Source organism: Neobacillus sp. SuZ13, assembly GCF_030123365.1.
Taxonomy (GTDB): domain Bacteria; phylum Bacillota; class Bacilli; order Bacillales; family Cytobacillaceae; genus Neobacillus.
In genome coordinates this window covers 3132345-3152063 of record NZ_CP126107.1, presented here as the reverse complement: position 1 = coordinate 3152063, position 19719 = coordinate 3132345, and the positions used below count along the sequence as shown (strand labels likewise).

General features: G+C 38.5%; 22 protein-coding genes and 1 pseudogene. 2 read left to right on the top strand and 21 right to left on the bottom strand.

The features are described from left to right. Positions 1-5: 5 nt before the first annotated feature. From QNH17_RS15495 to trhO, 3 genes are all read right to left on the bottom strand, one after another. Positions 6-1196, bottom strand: a complete 1191-nt coding sequence (locus QNH17_RS15495) for a CapA family protein (protein ID WP_283873336.1) — start codon at positions 1194-1196, stop codon at positions 6-8. A gap of 134 nt (positions 1197-1330) precedes the next feature. After that, a complete protein-coding gene (gene pepF / locus QNH17_RS15490; protein WP_283873335.1) occupies positions 1331-3118 on the bottom strand; it encodes an oligoendopeptidase F in 1788 nt (595 codons plus the stop codon). 131 nt (positions 3119-3249) lie between these two features. Beyond that, on the bottom strand, positions 3250-4215 hold the full coding sequence (gene trhO, locus QNH17_RS15485; protein ID WP_481858525.1) for an oxygen-dependent tRNA uridine(34) hydroxylase TrhO: 966 nt from the start codon (positions 4213-4215) through the stop codon (positions 3250-3252). A 205-nt stretch (positions 4216-4420) separates the two neighbouring features. Here trhO and QNH17_RS15480 point away from each other — a divergent pair, with 205 nt between their 5' ends. Next, on the top strand, positions 4421-5593 hold the full coding sequence (locus QNH17_RS15480) for a glycoside hydrolase family 18 protein (RefSeq protein WP_283873334.1): 1173 nt from the start codon (positions 4421-4423) through the stop codon (positions 5591-5593). 58 nt (positions 5594-5651) lie between these two features. Here QNH17_RS15480 and QNH17_RS15475 read toward each other — a convergent pair whose 3' ends face one another. The 6 genes and pseudogenes from QNH17_RS15475 to QNH17_RS15450 all read right to left on the bottom strand — a co-directional run bounded on the left by QNH17_RS15475 (position 5652) and on the right by QNH17_RS15450 (position 9631). Beyond that, positions 5652-5981 carry an antibiotic biosynthesis monooxygenase family protein gene (locus QNH17_RS15475; protein ID WP_283873333.1) on the bottom strand — a complete coding sequence of 110 codons (330 nt, stop codon included), beginning with the start codon at positions 5979-5981 and terminating at the stop codon, positions 5652-5654. Between the two features lie 27 nt (positions 5982-6008). Beyond that, on the bottom strand, positions 6009-6371 hold the full coding sequence (locus tag QNH17_RS15470; RefSeq protein WP_283873332.1) for a hypothetical protein: 363 nt from the start codon (positions 6369-6371) through the stop codon (positions 6009-6011). 216 nt (positions 6372-6587) lie between these two features. After that, positions 6588-6875: pseudogene (locus QNH17_RS15465) on the bottom strand (LLM class flavin-dependent oxidoreductase); the annotation flags it as partial. Positions 6876-7092: 217 nt separating this feature from the next. Then, positions 7093-7752, bottom strand: coding sequence for a DUF429 domain-containing protein (locus QNH17_RS15460; protein ID WP_283873331.1), 660 nt, complete (start codon positions 7750-7752; stop codon positions 7093-7095). Positions 7753-7773: 21 nt separating this feature from the next. After that, a complete protein-coding gene (locus tag QNH17_RS15455) occupies positions 7774-9066 on the bottom strand; it encodes an AAA family ATPase (RefSeq protein WP_283873330.1) in 1293 nt (430 codons plus the stop codon). A 19-nt stretch (positions 9067-9085) separates the two neighbouring features. Continuing rightward, positions 9086-9631 carry a GNAT family N-acetyltransferase gene (locus tag QNH17_RS15450; RefSeq protein WP_283873329.1) on the bottom strand — a complete coding sequence of 182 codons (546 nt, stop codon included), beginning with the start codon at positions 9629-9631 and terminating at the stop codon, positions 9086-9088. A gap of 216 nt (positions 9632-9847) precedes the next feature. Here QNH17_RS15450 and QNH17_RS15445 point away from each other — a divergent pair, with 216 nt between their 5' ends. Then, positions 9848-11287 (top strand): flavin monoamine oxidase family protein, encoded by a 1440-nt coding sequence (locus tag QNH17_RS15445; protein ID WP_283873328.1) that lies wholly within the window; start codon positions 9848-9850, stop codon positions 11285-11287. Between the two features lie 117 nt (positions 11288-11404). On the opposite strand, the gene QNH17_RS15440 is transcribed toward QNH17_RS15445, so the two are convergent. The 12 genes from QNH17_RS15440 to QNH17_RS15385 all read right to left on the bottom strand — a co-directional run bounded on the left by QNH17_RS15440 (position 11405) and on the right by QNH17_RS15385 (position 19650). Next, a complete protein-coding gene (locus QNH17_RS15440) occupies positions 11405-12154 on the bottom strand; it encodes an ABC transporter permease (RefSeq protein WP_283873326.1) in 750 nt (249 codons plus the stop codon). Continuing rightward, on the bottom strand, positions 12155-12916 hold the full coding sequence (locus QNH17_RS15435) for an ABC transporter ATP-binding protein (RefSeq protein ID WP_283873324.1): 762 nt from the start codon (positions 12914-12916) through the stop codon (positions 12155-12157). A gap of 204 nt (positions 12917-13120) precedes the next feature. Then, a complete protein-coding gene (locus tag QNH17_RS15430) occupies positions 13121-13462 on the bottom strand; it encodes a DUF1048 domain-containing protein (RefSeq protein ID WP_283873322.1) in 342 nt (113 codons plus the stop codon). Continuing rightward, on the bottom strand, positions 13459-13803 hold the full coding sequence (locus QNH17_RS15425) for a PadR family transcriptional regulator (protein ID WP_283873321.1): 345 nt from the start codon (positions 13801-13803) through the stop codon (positions 13459-13461). The genes QNH17_RS15430 and QNH17_RS15425 overlap by 4 nt, the downstream gene beginning before the upstream one ends. A gap of 219 nt (positions 13804-14022) precedes the next feature. Continuing rightward, entirely contained in the window at positions 14023-15129 is a 1107-nt protein-coding gene (locus tag QNH17_RS15420; protein ID WP_283873320.1) for a glycosyl hydrolase family 18 protein, read from the bottom strand. 141 nt (positions 15130-15270) lie between these two features. Next, entirely contained in the window at positions 15271-16131 is an 861-nt protein-coding gene (locus QNH17_RS15415; RefSeq protein ID WP_283873318.1) for an STAS domain-containing protein, read from the bottom strand. Between the two features lie 73 nt (positions 16132-16204). Further along, a complete protein-coding gene (locus QNH17_RS15410) occupies positions 16205-16804 on the bottom strand; it encodes a PP2C family serine/threonine-protein phosphatase (RefSeq protein ID WP_283873317.1) in 600 nt (199 codons plus the stop codon). Positions 16805-16887: 83 nt separating this feature from the next. Next, positions 16888-17892 (bottom strand): PP2C family protein-serine/threonine phosphatase, encoded by a 1005-nt coding sequence (locus QNH17_RS15405; RefSeq protein ID WP_283873316.1) that lies wholly within the window; start codon positions 17890-17892, stop codon positions 16888-16890. Positions 17893-17895: 3 nt separating this feature from the next. After that, entirely contained in the window at positions 17896-18309 is a 414-nt protein-coding gene (locus tag QNH17_RS15400; RefSeq protein WP_283873314.1) for an anti-sigma regulatory factor, read from the bottom strand. Positions 18310-18312: 3 nt separating this feature from the next. Continuing rightward, entirely contained in the window at positions 18313-18675 is a 363-nt protein-coding gene (locus QNH17_RS15395) for an STAS domain-containing protein (protein ID WP_283873313.1), read from the bottom strand. A 266-nt stretch (positions 18676-18941) separates the two neighbouring features. After that, positions 18942-19157 carry a helix-turn-helix domain-containing protein gene (locus QNH17_RS15390; protein WP_283873312.1) on the bottom strand — a complete coding sequence of 72 codons (216 nt, stop codon included), beginning with the start codon at positions 19155-19157 and terminating at the stop codon, positions 18942-18944. 10 nt (positions 19158-19167) lie between these two features. Beyond that, a complete protein-coding gene (locus QNH17_RS15385) occupies positions 19168-19650 on the bottom strand; it encodes a DUF2975 domain-containing protein (protein WP_283873311.1) in 483 nt (160 codons plus the stop codon). Between the last annotated feature and the right edge of the window lie 69 nt (positions 19651-19719).

The following is a 19719-nucleotide window of genomic DNA, read 5'->3' as shown; positions in this document are numbered from 1 at the left end:
AATATTCAATTTTCCGATTTCACGACCTGATCATTATTTTCATAGACTAGCCACTCAGAGCCTTTGATTTTGTTAGAGCCATCAATAATTTTTTGTTTAACTCTTTTCTTTTCAGAGCCGGTCAATAATGTCGGTTGATAATCATTTCTAGAGGAGACCGAAGAAATTGAAAATGGAACGACATTGATCTCTTTCGTATCAGAAAGAACTCCATTTTTTAAATGAAAGGTTTGCTGAAAAACAAACGTATCCTTGTCACTTGGGTTTCGATTTCCGCCAAACATAAAGTTCCCGAGACTATATACAATGAATTTCCCCTTATATTCTTCGATCCCTTGAACGACATGTGGATGGTGACCAAGTATAAGGTCTGCACCACTGTCGATGGTAAATCGGGCCAATGACTGTTGAGAGCTGTCAGGAACATAATGGCGTTCACTGCCCCAATGATAATGAACGAGAATGATCTGCGCTCCTTGCGCTCGCAGCTCTTTAATATCATTCTCCACTTGACTGCGTATTTCTTGTGTATCCGACCAACCCTCATATCCTAGAGCGCCGATTTTTGTATCATTTACCGTTGTAATATATTTATGATCATACCCAAAGTAACCAATGTTCTGTTTTTCCAGAGATGTTATGGTGTCCTTATAGCCTTTATCCAGGTAATCATGGATATGATTATTGGCTAAATTAACAGCATCAATCCCACCTAATTCTAAAATTTTCGCATAGGACGGATCTCCTTTAAAACGAAATGTCTTCACCGCTTTTTGGGTTGCATTTGTAAGTGTGGTTTCTAAATTGACCGTTGTAAAATCATCATTTTTAAAAATATTATCCAAGCCTTTGACAAAATAAGGCAATCCATTGTCATCAGCTGCCTTGATAAAAGAACTGCTATAGTTAAACGATTCATCTGACCCAAGTGTAAAATCCCCAGCTGCACTAATTTTAATCGTTGTTTCTTTCACAGGTTCAGGTTTTGTTTCTGGGATAACTTCTTGTTTTGGCTCCTCTTTTTTTACCTTCTCATCCGCTTTTTCCTTCAGCTTGGAGATTTTCGAATCAGCCTTCTCTTCCTTTATACTGCTGTTCAAATAAAAACCACCCGCAATCAGCAAGACGACAACAAGAATGAGGAAGGGGAGAAAAGATTTCTTCCTTCCTCGGTATTTATCTCTTCTACTATTCATAATCCAAATGACCCCTTTAATTTACTTAACTTTCCTCATTCTACATTATGTTCATCTAATACTCTATAAAAAAAACCCATTTGACTCTCCCGAGAAGGAACGAAAGTCATGGGTCTTAAAGGGTGGATTGTTTTTTATAAACGTGAGAACTCCTCTACTAGTTCACCAAATCGTTTTAATGAGTTTTCAATTGGGGAGGATGTCGTAAGATCGACCCCCGTCTTTTTTAACAATTCAAGCGGATAGTCCGAACTGCCGCTCTTTAAGAATTCTAAATAGGAAGTTAATGTTTCTTGGTCCCCTTCAAGAATCTTGGTAGCCAAGTGAATTGCTGACGCAAATCCCGTTGCATACTTATAAACATAGAATGGACGGTAAAAATGTGGGATTCTTGACCAGCCAAATTTTACTTCCTCATCGAAGACTACCTCATCACCATTATATTCGCGGAATAATTGCTCATAGGTTTGGTTAAATACTTCGACAGTAAGCGGCATTCCTTTTTCAGCCATTTCATGGGTCTTCATTTCAAACTCAGCAAACATCACTTGGGTAAAAAACGTCCCCTTAAATTGATCGATGAAATGGTTCACTAAATGTTTCCGAACATCAGGGTTTTTCTCATTATTTAATAAGTAGTTAATTAACAATACTTCATTGACTGTTGATGCCACTTCTGCCACAAAAATGCTATACCTGGCAGTGATTTGTGGTTGATACTGGGAACTTAATCGGCTGTGGACACCGTGTCCGCATTCATGGACCAACGTGAATAAACTATCCAAATCATCTTGATGATTGAGAAGGATATAGGGATGGACGCCGTATACTCCCAAATTGTAGGCACCTGACCTCTTCCCGGGTGTTTCTCTGACATCGAGGTAACGTGCTTCTTTAAACTCCTTCAGGATATTGACATAGTCCTCACCTAGTGGTGATAACGCCTTGCACATTGTGTTATAAGCTTCCTCATACGGAATGACTTGCTTCACACCACTAACCAGCGGGACACTCATATCATATTGACGAAGTTCATCCAGAATCAATTTTTCCTTCCGAATCCGTGAATATCGATGAAGCGGCTGAATATTTTGTTTTGTCGTTTTGATTAAATTCTCATAGACCTCTTTTGGTACATTATCCCCAAACAGGGCTTTTTCCAACGCGGAAGGGTAGTGACGTATTTTAGCCGTGGTTACATTATTTTTAATGGCAGATGAAAGTGTAGCGGCAATGGAATTTTTTAATTGCAGGTAAGGCTGATAATATGCCTTATAGGCTTCTCTTCGTTTTTCACGGTCCGTATCTTCAATTAATTTAGAGTACATTCCTCTTGTTAATTCCACACGTTCCCCGTCGTCACTGGTTACTTCCCCGAATTTAATATCTGCGTTATTCATCATGCCAAAAATGTTCCCTGGAGCTGAGAGGGCTTCCCCTAATTGGGAAAGAACCGCTTCCTGTTCTTTAGATAAAACATGTTGTTTATAACGAAACGACTCCCATAAATCCTCTGCAAAGTAATCTAGCTTCTTTTCAGATTTTATGTATCCTGATAATGTTTCTTCGTCTAGGCTTAATAAATAAGGCATAAAGAAGGAGGTCGACGCACTTACTTTTACACTTAGTTGTTTTGCTCGGTCTAAATGAGATTGTGCCTGGGTATCCCGTGTATTTTGATCCACATTCAGCATCGCATAAGCATAAACCTTATTGAATAGGAAAGATAACTCTTCTCGTTGATTAAGGTACTGATACAATGAGTGGCCATCTTGAATCGTTCCATCAAATTGCTTCAGGTTTTTTGCCATTTCTTCTATTTTCAGAAGATCCCCTTCCCATTTACTGATATCAGCGTAAATATCGTCTAAATTCCACTTTTCATGGACGGGTACATCATTTCTATTGGTATAGGTCACCATTCATTCATCCGCTCCTCTCTATGTGAATCGTATTATATCTATCATAAACAATATATTCCGAAATTCCTATTGGCAATCCTAAAAACATAAGAAAAACAGGTCACCGTAATGACCTGCTTTCTTTTTAAAAATTATTTGGTTAACTCTTTCTCTTTCTCAATAACAGCCAATCTTGCCGCTACCTCTTCTTCACTTAACCCGTGCTGTGCCACGTAGCGGTTCCGTGGATGAACACGGCATTCGTGTGAACAGCTTCGTAAGTGCTTATGTTCGTTCTCCTCAGAGCAAAGGATTTTACGATTACATTCTGGGTTGGCACAATTCACGTAGCGTTCACATGGCTCACCACTGTAAAAATCCTTCCCGACAACGACATGCTCTTTACGGTTAACAGGAACACTTATGCGCTCATCAAACACATAGAGTTGACCATCCCATAAGTCTCCCTGAACTTCAGGATCTTTACCATAGGTGACGATACCGCCCTCAAGCTGTGATACATCTTCAAAACCTTCTTGAAGCAGCCAACCGGAGAATTTTTCACAGCGAATTCCACCAGTACAATAAGTAAGAATCTTCTTGCCTTCAAACTCCTGCTTATTTTCCCGGATCCATTGTGGTAGATCACGGAAGTTAAGAATATCCGGGCGGACAGCTCCACGAAAATGACCTAGATCAAACTCATAATCATTTCGGGCATCAATGACAACCGTATCTTCATCTTGCATCGCCTCAAAAAATTCCTTTGGCTTCAAATGCTTGCCTGTTTGCACATTCGGATCGACGTCATCTTCCAAACGCAAAGTAACTAACTCTGGTCTGAACCGAACTTTCATCTTTTTGAAGGCATGCTCAGACGCTTCATCAATTTTAAAAATAGTACCCGCGAACAACGGATGTTCGTTCATATATTTCATATAGGCGTCAGTTTGTTCTATGGTGCCTGACACCGTACCATTAATTCCTTCAGCAGCAATGATAATTCGTCCCTTTAAGCCATGTTCATTACAGAAATGAAGATGTTCCTGGGTGACTTCTTCAGGGTTCTCAATGGTTACATATTTATAGTACAATAACACTCGATATTCTTGATTCATGGTTACCACCTTACACATTTTATATATAAAAAACACTAAGTTTTTAACATTAACCTTATGATTATAGCAAAAAGAAACATTTGAATTCAAATTTTTTCACTTTCCAATGGCGGCAATTCCTGCATAGGTGGATATTACCAACCTTCTAACATCGCTTTTTCTGTTACAATTTTTTAAGTAAGCAATAATAAGGAGGACATAAACAATGAAGAAACGTCATCTCCTCCTAGGCTTGGTAATTGCGGTTACCTTCATCGGAGGAATCCTAACTGGAGTTATTTTTACCAAAAATAATGAAAACCAAGAGCGTCCTAGTACGCTAATTATAGAGGATGCACCGAAATCGGCAATAAAGCCAAATGCAAAAGAGTTACCACCATTAAAAAAAGTACCTTCAAAGGTACTAATCGGTTATGTTCAGGATTATCGTGATCCGAACATTGTAGATTATTCGAAATTAACACATGTCATTTTCTCGTTTGTCCATCCCACCAAGGATGGAATGGTCTTATTTAATGGCGACCAAGCTTTAAAAAACCTAAGAACGGTTGTTAAAAAAGCTGACAGCCATGATACCAAGGTAATCCTTGCAATCGGTGGATGGTACCATATCAAGGGTGGAGAATCCTATAATTATTTTCAACCAGCAATCTCTCATTCTAAATCTAGAACAAAGCTAGTGAAAGAGCTAACTAATCTTGCAGTCCGCGAGAAACTGGATGGAATTGATATCGATTTTGAACACCCACGCACTGCAGCGGATGCAAAAAATCTTGCTTCCTTTACAAAAGAATTAAGTGCCCAGCTTCATCCGAAAAAGAAAGAACTGTCTATCGCTGTTCATTCAAAAATTCATGCGGTCACGTTAACGGAGGCTGGCTTTATTCAATATGAACCAACCATGTTCCAATATGTCGACCATGTTAATATTATGGCCTATGATGGTCAGTGGGATGGCGGATACCATGCCGCTAATCTATCGCCCTATCCGTTTACTGAGAAAATCGTAAACTATTGGACAAATCTCTTTGATACTCATAAACTTTCAAAAGAGAAATTAGTATTGGGCGTCCCTTCGTATGCCCAACCAGAAGATCCTAAAATCAAACAAGTCTCATTTGCGACGATTATTAACAAAAATCCAGCAAATGCAGTCAAGGACACCGTGAAAATGAATGGGACTACCTACCATTACAACGGCGGTGCGACAATGAAGAAGAAAACAAGACTTGCGCTTGATCACGGTTTTGGCGGGATGATGATGTGGGAAGTGGGTCTAGATTCCCTAGGGTCACATAGTTTGACAGGGACAATCTTTTCCGAACTAAAAGCTTCAAGTAAAGAACCAGTGAAATACTATACGGCAAAAGGCTATTAGGCGCTTAAAAAATCACCAAACAACGCTCTGAGAACTACTTACTCTGAGCGTTGTTTTATTATAATAACTGCTTAGCTGCAGTTTTAACAGCTTTTACTTGGTATAATCCACCTTCAGAACTAACAATATATTCCGGCTTCGGCTTTCCTAAGTTTGCTTTATGGTTCGCTATATGGGCTTCACTCTTTTCCCACTGCTTCCAGTATTCCTCTGACTCCCACCGAATCATTACGATGACTTCTTCATCCCCTCGCCTAACTTTTTTCACCATAACAGTTGAATCAATGAATCCTTCCTGCTTTTCAATCAAACCTTCCCCGCTAAATCGTTTTACGACTTGCTCTGCATTTCCCTCTTTTACTGTCATTTTTCTTAACTGAACGAACATTTAAACATCTCCAATCTTATATTTTGGTCAATCCATTTCTTTCTCATCTTTAGTAGTTAATAGCGAAGTTTCCTCTCCATCAGTCTTTTTACGATCTGAATCCATAGCATCAAATTCGTGAAGTTCAAATAATTGAGTATATTCATTGATAATCATATCCATTGCTTTTAATTCACCGACTAAGACTTGATTAATAGATTGAAACTCAGGTGCTTCTAACTGTTTCATTATGGTGGAACGTTTAACATTCATCATTTCTAGAAATGCAAGTGCTCTACCTCTACGGAATGTTTTTGCACCACGGTGGTGAGAATCCTTGTCTTTTCGTTTATAACCTTCACCGTGATGACGTCTCCTTTTTTCATGATCCCTATATTCTTCGTTTTTCATTTTATAACTCCTTTCTGCGTATACAAATGTATACACGGCTAATTATATTTATAATGTATACGAATGTATACATGAAGTCAATGAATTTTCTGAAAACTTTTCTGTATGTAATCAAAGTGCATCTTATAAGAGCAATAAAAAGACCAAATCGTATTCGATTTGGCCAATTATTTTTGAATTTACTTACTATTGATCTGCGTTATATATGATCACTTGGAAATTATCTGATAAGGCATTTGTTGCTTCAGCTGAGCCGTCTGGTGCACGGCCTATTCCAAGATCTATTCTTCCTGGGAATAGAGTGGCTAACATATTGTATACTTCTGCCACTTTATATGGTTTATAGTGTGGTAATAAGACTGCCCCCGACCCGATCCGAATTTTACTAGTGTTTGCTCCGATATAAGTTAACATCACTTCTGGTACAGAGCAAGCTAATCCTACTAAATCATGATGTTCAGCTATCCAATAACGCGTATAACCATATGTTTCAGTCGCTTGAGCCCGGAATACATTTCCGGCTTTTTGGCATTTTACAATAATATAAGAATTGGAGTCTACTTAAAAAAGATTATGGATGAGCTTATTTCATTTATGTGATTCTGTTCTGCCCACAAAATAAAGTAATTGTAATTGGTACCCCCTATTTTAATATCGGACAATCAGAGCTTTTACTTGAATGAAAAAGACCACAGTATCAACACTGTGGTAGAAAAAACGACTAACAACAATAACCAAAAGGATGCAATGGAGGATTTGCAGGAAATGACCAATTGGGCTGTAATGATGGATCCTTCCAATGCCAAGCTCCTAATGCAGCCGCACAGGCATCAATTAAATGACTTTCCTCATCTATAAAAACAGGAAGCTTGGTTAATTTTTGCTCCGCAAACCAGTCTCGAATCCAGGTTCTTGCTGAGAGAATTTGTTTGTAGCTCAAGACATACTCCAGGTCCTTTTCAGGAAGTCTTGATCCAATCACTGCACCTGGATGCACTTCCACAATCGAAATTGGATATCTTGTAGCCAGATTCCCTATTTCTCTACTAAGCTTAATTCCTCTTAGAGTAAGATATACCATTCGATTTAAGGTTGGCGGCATGATGGATCCGGGTCTCATCCCAATTGAGACAATATACTGACGAAGCAGTTTATCTCCTTGCCGATCACCTCCACCATCTTCATACGATAAGGGGGCATCGATCCCGATAACGACTTCATCTAATTGACTTTGAGCCTCTATTACTTTTAAAATGTCCAAATCCCCGATATTCCGAATTAATTTTAAAAAATTTAATTGACCATTTTGTAGGTCAAATACAGTCAATACTGTATCTTTGTGATTACTTGGACCCGATAAATCAATACCTATCACTCTCATAAGCGAACTACTTTATAAAAATTAATAATCATCACTAAACCCTGAAAACCCAATCGATGCTGAGGAAAGAGCATGATCCCATTCTTGTTTTTGTTGTTTTTGCTGTAGTGATTTTAAATCCGCACAAAGTCGTTTCACATCCACTTTTTGTTCGTAATGCCATTCAAGGGCAATCGATGTATACAACTCATTGAGCTGCGCATAAGAGAAATCCTTCGTCGAATCAATAACCTGCTGGATCTCTTCCTCTGAAAGAATCCGAGCAATATTCTTATTTAAAAGATACTGATAACGGAGCTCTTTGGTTGGTACGTGAATCTCATACGCTCTGTCAAACCGGCCAGAGCGGTTCATGAGTGCAGGATCAATTTTTTCAGGATAATTCGTTGTCCCAATGATGAAAATTCCTTCCTTCGAAGTAGCGCCGTCTAAAATATTCAAGAAGACAGACCGGACACTCGCAGGCATGGAATCAATATCCTCGATTACAAGTACCAATGGGGTTAACTTCAATACCGACGTAAAAACTTCCTTTATCGTATAACTCGAAGTAAATTCAGTGATCTGCCAATAAGCAACCGGAGCATTAATGCTGCTAGCGATTGATTTCACGAGGGTGGTCTTTCCATTCCCTGGCTTCCCGTAGAGCAGGATTCCGCGTTTGTAGGGAATATCATAAGTTTTGAAAAACTGACCGCTTTCCGAGAAAAATTCATCAATCGAGCGATAAATTTCACGCTTTAACGAATCTTCTAAAAATACATCTTCTCTTCTTACCAAAGTAGTAATACTATCTATCTCTGTTTCCACACCATCTTCCGTATCGGTAAAAACAGTGACATAGTTTTTAATATAATCTCTTTTTCTTTTAAGCACATACTTCAAAAAAGCTACTAAGCAAGCATCATTTTCGGCAAAAATAAAATCATGCGTCATTTCCCCATCACTTTGGTAAATGACTAATCTTGCCAGCGCAACCTGATATTTTGGGTAATAAAAGAGACCGTTGATAATCCGTGGTTTAATAATCAATTCCATCGCCTTATCGGTATGATTGGATGAAATAGTCTTGGTCTCGCCTTCTTTATAAATATGGCAAATTAATTGTACTTCCGGCGATTCCTCTTTCAAGTCTTCCTCAAGAATGTCCCAAATCTCATTAGAGGTGTCTTCATCAGAATACATTTGAAAGTCGATCCCCACTTCATTCACAAGTTTTTCTTGAATGGTAGAAACGATTTTACCGTAGTCGTAATAATAAGGCAGTGATTCCCGGTCGATTTTATTTGTGTCAAACAAAATATTATTTTTCATCTATTTCTCCTTTGGATTATTATTCATGGAGCCTTCCCATCAAAATCGTATTATAGTAATTCCCATCTGATAGGATCTTGTCATTTATTAAGGTTCCTTCCACTTCAAAACCGAGCTTTTCATACAGTTTCATGGCTTTATCATTAGTCTCAAGAACTGCTAACGATATTTTCTTAATTCTATTTGAGTCCGCCCATTGAACAGATTTTTGTAATAAATTTTTTCCAATCGCATATCCCCAGAATTCCTTTAAAACACAGACGCCAAATTCTACTTTATGAGCAAATCTTTTCAATTTGCTCCCTTCACATCTTGAAAAACCTACAATTCTATCATTGACCTCAACAACTAAAAATAAATTACTATTACTTTCTGTATCTTCTTTAATAATCTGTTTGAAACCCGAGTCATCTATAAAGGCTTCGCCCTTTTCCCTATCTAAATTCTCTGTTTCACCATCGATCTGCAATCTAACTTCAGACAAGTTCTTAGCATCCGTCTCTTGTGCAGACCTAATGATATAACGTAAATTATTCACAAAATATTCAGTCGGTTCCACTCTCATACCCATGCCCCCCTTTTAATAGGACCATATTCTCATAATTGGAGGGTCCTTCTCTCCTATGTTATAGCACATACGTATAGTAAAAGAAAAGGTTGATTTTCCATAATTTCTAAGATTCATGTACTCGAAATTACAAATAGAACATAACCCCTCTTTTAACTGTATATAATGCAATAAGGTATTTTTTGGGAAATGTAAAGGAGGTAGCCCCAACAAATGAATTCCCCATTAACGGAGCAACAAATGCTGACCATCATTAGAAATGGTTTGAAGAAGACTGAAAACCCTAAACATATGATTATCATAGGTGCAGGCATGGCTGGACTCGTCTCCGCCTCTTTATTGAAGGATGCTGGTCATAATGTCACCATTTTGGAAGCAAATGATAGAGTTGGCGGACGTGTATATACAATAAGAACGCCTTTTAGCGAGAATTTATTTTTCAATGCCGGACCGATGCGAATTCCCGAAAAACATCAATTAACCTTTGAATATATTAAAAAATTTAAGTTGCCTACCAATCTATTTATCAACCGAACCCCAAATGACATCATCTACGCAAATGGCATTAAAACGCGGCTTCACTTGTTTGAAAAGGATCCAAGTATATTAAAATTCCCTGTTGAACCAAATGAGAAAGGGAAATCGTCGGAAGAACTTTTGTTTTCTGTCATCCAGCCAATCATCGATTTTATCAAACAAGATCCTAAAAAGAATTGGCCTCTTATTGAAAAGCAATTTAGAAATCTTTCGTTAGGTTCTTTCTTAAACTATTATTTTTCTGTCGGTGCAAATGATATGATTGGTGTGCTTATTGACTTGGAAGCGTATATGGGGATGACCTTTGTAGAGATATTACGAGAACTCATCATCTTAAACGGAACGAAGAAATTTTATGAAATAACGGGTGGCATGGATCGATTGCCTAAAGCATTTCAATCACAATTATACGAAAACATTTTGTTCAACCAAAAGATGATAAAAATATCTCAATATCAAAACAGTGTAACCATTCATTGCAAGCACCAGAAAACCGATCAGAGCTTCAGCATGACTGGTGACCTAGCCATTGTGACTATTCCTTTTTCAACGCTCCGGTTTGTGCAAGTCGAACCTTATGAATCTTTCTCCTATTTTAAAAGGACAGCGATTCGTGAACTCAATTATATGGCCTCCTCTAAGATTGCCATCGAGTTTAAAAGTAGGTTTTGGGAAAAAGCAGGACAATTAGGTGGTAAATCGATAACCGATCTGCCCATCCGCTTTTCCTATTACCCAAGTTATGGTATTGGTACAAAAGGACCTGCCGTTGTAATTGCGAGTTATACGTGGGCAGATGAGGCCTTAACGTTGGAGAGTCTATCTGAAAGAGAGATGATCCAATTTGCATTAATGAACTTGGCCGAAATTTTTGGAAATCAGGTTTATTCTGAATTCGTAACGGGAGCTGCTTTTAGCTGGAGTAAAAACCCTTATTCTTGCGGAGGTTTTACCTCTTTTGAACCAGGTCAGGATTTGGAGTTATATCCGCATATTTCTATACCTGAGGGAAAAGTACACTTTGCTGGTGAGCATACAGGCCTTACCCATGGATGGATCCAAGGGGCAATTGAATCAGGAATCCGGGTAGCAAATGAAGTGAATGACATGCATTAGTGATCTAAAAAATAGGCTGCGTGTAGCAGCCTTTACTATTTAACATTTAGGTTTTATAAATTTGACCTACAGAAAAATTATTTTTTTATATAATGAAGCATAGCAAGTTGCCCTAATTTACCCTAACTGGCGTTTAAATGCATTACTTGCGAAGATGTAAGCGATGACCATGATACCGACGCACCAGGCAAGCGCGATCCAGATACCGTTGCCAACAGCCCCTTCATACAAGAGGGCACGAATTGCATTCACGATTGAAGTTACGGGCTGGTTCTCAGCGAACGCACGAACAATTTTAGGCATGGTTTCGGTGGGGACAAAGGCCGAACTGATAAACGGCAGGAATATCAGTGGATACGAGTAGGCTGTTGCCCCTTCCATAGACCCCGCTGTTAATCCAGGAATGACCGCCAGCCATGTCAGCGCCAGCGTAAACAGCCCGAGTATCCCTGCTACCGCAAGCCAATCCAGGATATCAGCGCTAGAACGAAAGCCCATCAAGAGCGCGACGAGTATTACCACCACGACAGTAAGCGCATTAGAAACAAGAGAGGTCAACACGTGAGCCCACAATACAGACGAGCGCTTGATGGGCATGGTAATGAAACGCGCCATCAGCCCGCTCTTTACATCCGTAAACAGCCGCACGGAAGTATAAGCGACGCCGGATGCAATAGCCATCAGCAAGATTCCCGGCAATAAATAATTAACGTAGTTGTCCGTGCCTGTCTTTATGGCGCCGCCAAATACGTAGACAAACAGCAGCATCATCATAATCGGCGTAATCGCCACCGTAATAATCGTATCCGGACTACGCATGATGTTGCGCATTAAACGCCCTAGTAAAACCCCTGTTTTGCTTTTCATTTACAGCTCCTCCTTTTTGGCGATGATCGTAAGAAATATTTCCTCTAATGTCGGCTGCTTCTCGATGTACTCCACTTTCGCCGGCGGGAACATCTCTTTGAGTTCGGTAAGAGTACCGGTGGTGATGATTTTTCCGCCATGGAGGATGGCGATACGGTCCGCCAGTTGTTCGGCTTCCTCCAGGTACTGAGTCGTCAGCAAAATGGTCGTGCCGCCGCCAGCAAGCTCCTTGACGGTATCCCAGACTTCAATCCGTGCTTCGGGGTCAAGCCCTGTCGTCGGTTCGTCGAGAAATATGACTGCTGGCGTCCCAATAAGGCTCATGGCGATGTCAAGCCGGCGCTTCATCCCGCCGGAATATTGGTCTGCCCTGCGGTTGGCCGCGTCACGCAGGCTGAATCTCTTTAGCATATTGTCAGCGACTTGAGCGGGATTGGAAACTCCCCGCAACTTGGCGATCATCATCAGGTTTTCCCTTCCTGTGAGCATGCCGTCTAAAGCTGAAAACTGCCCTGTCAGGCTTATGCTCTGGCGAACATGATCCGGTTGACGCTGGACGTCAAAGCCACAAATACCTACTTCGCCGCCATCGGGCTTCATTAGTGTCGAGAGGATGTTGACCGTCGTCGTCTTGCCCGCTCCATTTGAGCCCAGCAGTGCGAAAATTTCGCCACGCCGCACCTCAAAATCCACCCCATTTAAGACTTCCTTGTTTTCAAAGGATTTTTTTAGCCCTTTGACAGAAATCGCTGCATTGTTCATACTTTTTTCCTCCTTATAAAAAGCGCAGCAAGGCGCTAGATTACCTATTCTCCCTACTCAGTATGACTGATATTCTGTATTACTTACTACTGAATTAAAAATATAACTGAATAGTGAAGGTGACACATTACATTTGTAACCAACTATTCAGTAGGTATGATTTGATTGAATTTACTTTTGGCGAAATCCACTAGGCATTCGCCGTTAGCCACGACCAATGGTATCGTTCAACTTCTTGCGATACTTATCCTTCCAAGTATCCTCATCCTTCACTAGGTCGTCGCAGAAAGCAGCCACGTCCTTGCCCGTGAGGTCTGTGACTTTCTTGCCTTCCGCTGCACCTTCCTCGAAGAGTTCTAGAATGCCGAAAAAGATACGGCTGGTGTCCTTCCAGTTGGTAGGACCACCACCAGCAGTCCACATATATTTTTGGATAGCTTTGTAAGCATTGCGATACTCATTTGGAAGTGCCTTCGAACGCGCCTCCATCGCCTTCCATTCCCGCTTGTCTTCCAAACTTCCGATAATTTTTTCAAAAATACTCATATGACTTCTCCTTTTAATTTAATTTTAGATTTAAGTTCGTTAAGTTTACTTGAGACGAAATCCCATTTTTTCCAAAAAATTTTAAGCTGCTCTTGACCTGCTGCGTTGAGTGTGTAAAATTTTCTCGGCGGTCCCATAGTGGATGGCTTTTTCTCGATGTCCACCAAATTGTTCTTCTCAAGCCGCATGGTAATCGTATAAACTGTCCCTTCAACTACATCATTGAAGCCAAGTTCGCGCAGCTGTTGGGTGATTTCATAGCCGTAAGTTTCGCCACGGCTGATGATTTCAAGCACACACCCCTCAAGCACCCCTTTCAGCATTTCCGTGATATTTTCCAATTTTTTACCTCCATTATATTTTACGTATATTTTTTTCAGTACTCTGTAACACGGGTATTTTGTGTTACTGATATTCAATATTACTGACTACTAGTATATAGTATTACTGAATAGCTTCACTTGTCAATTAAACTTTTCTCCAAACAAGCCCCTTTTTATGGCTTAAATGGTGTTTTTATCAAATTTAACAATCGCAAAAGGATTTGGAGGATCATTCCATCACTTTTTAACTTTTATTTTCTCGGGTATAGTCTTCCAGTACATAGGGTCTTCCAAACCGAGCCGCCAAACACCGATTCCCCGTAAGTTATATTTCTCTACAAGGTTTAGCTTAAACCGCAGACTATGGCTATTCTCAAACCAAGCCTGGTGGCTATGATGTTCTTCATCCACGTAACTGAAATGAGGTGTTTTCGAATGGGAGTCCCATAGAACTTTCGCTTTATATTTTACTTTATGATCCATTAACTCCTCATAAGAGCTATATCTGGCTTTGCCTGCGGTTGTATCCCAGTCCCATCCATAACCAGCGATACCCAGAAAAATTTTTGATGGTGCTACTTCATGTTTCAAAGCATACCGTATCGTTGCTTCTGTCCAATCGACTGATGCAGTTGAGCCGGGTTTTGTTCTTGTGTTGTGTTCATCGTATGTCATAATCATTAACCCATCTGAAAATTGGCCAAGCTTTTCGTAATCAAACCACGGAGACCAGGGATTAGCACGAGAATCACCTGTATTTGCCGGGACTGAAACTGTAACTACTTTTCCATCACGATTTAGTTCATCAGACAATTTTTTTATTAGCAGACTAAAGGAATCTCGGTCAGTCAAATACAAATTTTCCATGTCAATATTAATACCGTCATATTTAAACTGATTCATTTCATTGCGTAAGTTCTGAATGAAAACATTGCGATTGTTATTGTTATCGAGTACATTACTTGCTACTTGCTTGCCCTTCTCGACGGTTTCATAAAAGAGATTATGTACAACCATATATACCTTTAAATGTTTTTCATGTGCACTCTGTATAACCTTTCTCTTATGATCTGCTGTAACGGAATCTATAAGACTGCCTGGGCGTTTATCATCAAGCTTATACCAAAAGGGAGCAATGATACTTAAACTGTTGAATTGCGAATTAACTGTAGGTTGTGATCCTGGATACGTTCCTTCCTTTTCTGTGTAGAAACCTAGAACCTCACGAGGAGGTTTATTTCTATTGGATTCTTCTTTTGCTTGTGACTGACTACAGGATGACATTTGTAATAATGCCATGCTTAAAGATACGATGGTGAATGTCCGGTACCAATAATTTTTCATAATACACCTTCTTTTCATATGTATATTTCTTAAGTTGATTTGAAAAGTGAGAACTTATTCACGAATTGCCTTTCCCCCAAAAAGACTTTGAAAAAAAACCGGGAAGTGAACCTTCCCGGGTATTTATACATATTTATTTAGTTAACTAAGATAATCATTTAATGTTTGCTGTAAGGTTGCCTTTGTTTCTGTATACCTAGTAAGATTGATCCCTAAATGAACCATTTGTCTTACAAGTTCTGGGCGTAATCCAGTTATGACGGATTTAGCCCCCATCAGCGTAATACCAATCAACACATTTTGAAAATGAGCTATGGTTACTTCGTCCATTTCAGATATTCCTGACAAGTCAATAATTAATGTCAGAATCCTTAACTTTGCAATATCTGTTAGCACTTTTTCTTGAATAATATCCATACGATAAGCATCAAATGTACCAATCAACGGCAATACAGCTACCGTTTGGCTGACTGGTATGATAGGTACTGAAAGATGTTCCACTAATTTCCTTTGAGAAAGGATCAATTCATCTTTATAGTGTGAATAACTAATAAAGAACGAGTTTAAAAACTCATCAATCCCATCATTAACTTTTTGCTCCAATTCGAAAAAATTGTCTGCAAAATTAACATTCTTATTTATTTGATCAAATTGTTTGATAAAATACCATAAAGTACGTCTAATTGCATGTACCCATTCTAATTTGAACGCAACAGTTAATGAATATTTCGCCCAAGCAATGCCTTCTTCATTAGCGAAGGCAATGAGTTCCTCGTTTCTATCTTGCACGACATAAAGAACAAGCTTTTGAGCATTTTTTAATAAATCAATATTTCCCTCTTTTAATATACTCTCAATATTAGTGGCAACATTGACAGCCTCCGATAATAGTTTCTCCTGAAATTCCTGCTTATTATTGTTAATATATTGGGATATATTTTTAGTATCATAGAATGTTTGCAATTTTTCATCCTCCTTAGTTAAGCCTCTTCTACCCTTCACAGAGGTAACTCCACCTTAATACCCGAATTTTGAGTAATTAAACATTTTTTTGGCTAATTGGAAATAGCCTTTGTTAAAAAAGTTGTCCTACAATATAAGTCAGGTCGTCTTTCCTTGTTTTCACATGGTTATCTAAATAGTTAGAAATCTCTTCAATCGAACTTGAGGAACTTGCTAATGACTTTAAATCGGTTATCGAAAGACCATCCGTATGAATAATAAATTTTGATCCCTTTTCATAAGAATATGTTTCGCATCGGTATTTTTGGGGCCTTCCAGATAAATATCCCAGGATAGGCAGTGGATAGATAAACTTTCCTGAGGGGCAAGAAAGAACAAACTGAATGTTTCCCACTGAACTATAGGTGAAAGTCTTCTGTAAAAAATGTGCCTTTAAAATGGATAGAGTGACACCTCTTTTATCCTTAAGGACCTGATTGCAATATTCGATTAATACCTCTACCTCTTTATCATGGTTTTTTTCAACTTCCTTGCGAACAGCATCCGATGAATGAAAGGCATGTTCCCCACTGCCTAAACCGTCAGCAACCGCACAAATAAAGTAATCTTCTGTTACCTTCATATAAATGCTATCCCCGTTAAATTCATTACCTTCCTTAGGAATTTGATAGGCAATTGCCTGAATATGTTGATTAATGCCATTTTCAAGCATTTTTTTACCCTGCATCTTTACCAGTGCCTTTCATAGATATTTGGTTACTTTCGTTGTTTTTAATATGATAAATTCAACATCCTTTAAATCTTTTTAAAAATAATGAGCGTAAAATCATCTCTTATCTCGAAATTTTGTAATCTCTCGAGATCACGATAAATGTTCTCCACCATTTCTTGTGCGGACAAATGCATATAGGTTTGAATTAAATCAGTTATTATCGATCGTTCAATAAATCCCTTTGCTGTCCTTGATTCAGTCACACCATCAGAAAGCATAACGATTAAATCTCCGGGTTTAACCTTCTTTTCAAATTGCTCATATGTAATATCCTTTTGTACACCTAACACCATACCTCTTGTTGTAAGGTCTTCAAAGGATTGAGAAGACGCATGATAATAGAACCCTTGTTCATGCCCTGCAGCCGCATATATAAATGTATGATTACTGAAATCATATACTCCGTAAAACATGGTAATAAACATACTTGAATCAAGATTATTTTCTACGACTCTATTTAAATTTGATAACACATCATTTGGATTATTTATGGACTTTGGTAAACTATCCATTCCATACTTAATCATAGACATACAAAGTGCTGCAGGAATTCCTTTGCCTATTACATCTGCAATGGCAATACTAATACTTTTTTCGTCCTCAACAAAGCAATAAAAGTCTCCATTTATTTTCTTCGCCGGCACACTAATGGCACCAATATCAATTTCATCCAGCTTCGGAATGGACGTTTCAAAAAAGTTTTCTTGTATGCTTGCAGCCATTTCAATTTCCGATTTAATTTCAAACTGCTTGTCCCTCAAGCTTTGATACTCTTGATAGGCTAAGCCATAGTTCATCATAAATTCAATAAGAAAATCAAACGAAGCTAAAATTTCCTCTCTAATATCAGGAAATAAATCCTTTAAGACTTTACAATGGATACTAATAATTTCTTCAGGGGATATTTGCTGTATAATGGATTTCCTGCTGAACATTTGTCCTTGATACAATGCTGCTTCAGAAGATTCTTCTATATATCTGCGAAGTATTTCCCGATAACTGGATTCTAAAATCGATTTGAAATCCATTTTTTACCCAAACCTCCCTCGAAGCCATTTTACTACCTGGATGGTTGTCCCTTTCCCAAGTGTTGAGGTCAAATCAAATTCATCCATTAAACGTTTTACCCCGGATAACCCCGCCCCTAAACCACCAGACGTGGAATATCCATCTTCCATCGCTCTTCTAATATTCTGAATTCCTGGGCCATGATCAAGAGCGATTACTTTTAAACCTCTTTTTTCAAGAGCACTGACAGACTCAAAATGTATCTCTCCCTTGCCTGCATATAGATAAATATTTCGTGCCAACTCAGAAATTGCAGTGGTGATTCTTGTCTGGTCAACTGTTCCAAATCCAAGCTCTTTAGCAATGTTTCTCCCTTGCTGCCTAGCTGTAACGATATCCCATTCTGATAATATTTCCACAGAGGATTCGTATCCCATGATCTAATCCCCCAACTCCCTTTGTAATATTTCTAAACCCTTTTCTAAATCTAATGCTGTATCGACATCTTGGAGATGAATCCCTAGTTCAACTAACGTGATCGCTACAGCGGGTTGTATGCCAGTTAATACAACTTTTACACCCATCATTTTGGACATACTAATCACATCGCCTAGAACCTTAGCAATAAACGAATCAATCATATCAACAGACGTTAAATCAATTACCACACCCCTAGCACTAGTTTCATGTATTCTTTGGAGCAATAATTCTTGAAATTGTAATGCTGTTTGATCATCAAGTTCCCACTGAATGGAAACAAATAGATAATTATATAATTTTAAAATTGGTATTCTTGTATTCATTTTTTTCCTCCATTTATTCAATCTCACAACAAGTCAAAAAAAATGACTATCAATTAGATAGTCTAAATTAATAGAAAAGATGATAGGGGGGAAAGTATCTATTGATTACATACCCGAATATTTATATCTTAAACCTATAAAATGTTCTTTTTCTCTTTTTAGTAAGTTCAAATTTTTTTATACTAATGCTCCGATACATGAAAAAGAAAAAAGCCCTGCTCCTTTAAAGGGCAAAGCCATAAATCAAATCTTATTTTCCAAGTATTTTAAGTATGTTCCTCGTTTTGGTACTCTAAAATATCTCCAGGTTGACAATCCAAAGCCTTACATATCGCTTCTAATGTTGAAAAACGAACCGCTTTTGCTTTCCCATTTTTCAAAATAGATAGATTCGCCATCGTAATTCCAACCCGCTCCGAAAGTTCAGTTACGCTCATTTTTCTTTTAGCCAGCATCACATCAATATTAATGATAATCGCCAAGTTATCCACCTCACACTGTTAAATCATTTTCCGATTTTATATCAATAGCTTCCTTTAAAAGCTTTTGGAGAACAGCAGCAAAGACTGCGATAACCAAAGAAGCAAAGGGAACAACCAACCCAACAAAGATGACACCTGGTGCATCGTCTTTCTCCGCAAAGAGATAGAATAGCGGTAAGGCAAGCACATGCAAGGTGCTGATTGTGATCGCACAGTTTTTGATTTTCTTTAATGCATTAACAGAGAGATCGGAGAAAGCTTCATTTTTGTCAATATAGCGTAAAAGTTTGAAAGCCTGATATAAAGCAAAGTAAAAAGGAATCGCCGACGCATAAAAAATGATGAAAACGAAATATTTTATATAAGCAAACTGTGGAAGTAATTTTGCTGCAAGATTCCCTAGCTCAGGTACCAAAAAGATGCACAAAGCAAGAACTGGGATTCCTATAAAAATAACGGCTACCTTTAAAAAGAGTGTCGTAACTTGTTTCATAAAAGCACCTCACTAAATTAATATTAATTTCATTTTAAAATATTATTTATCGTTTATCAATAAAAACTT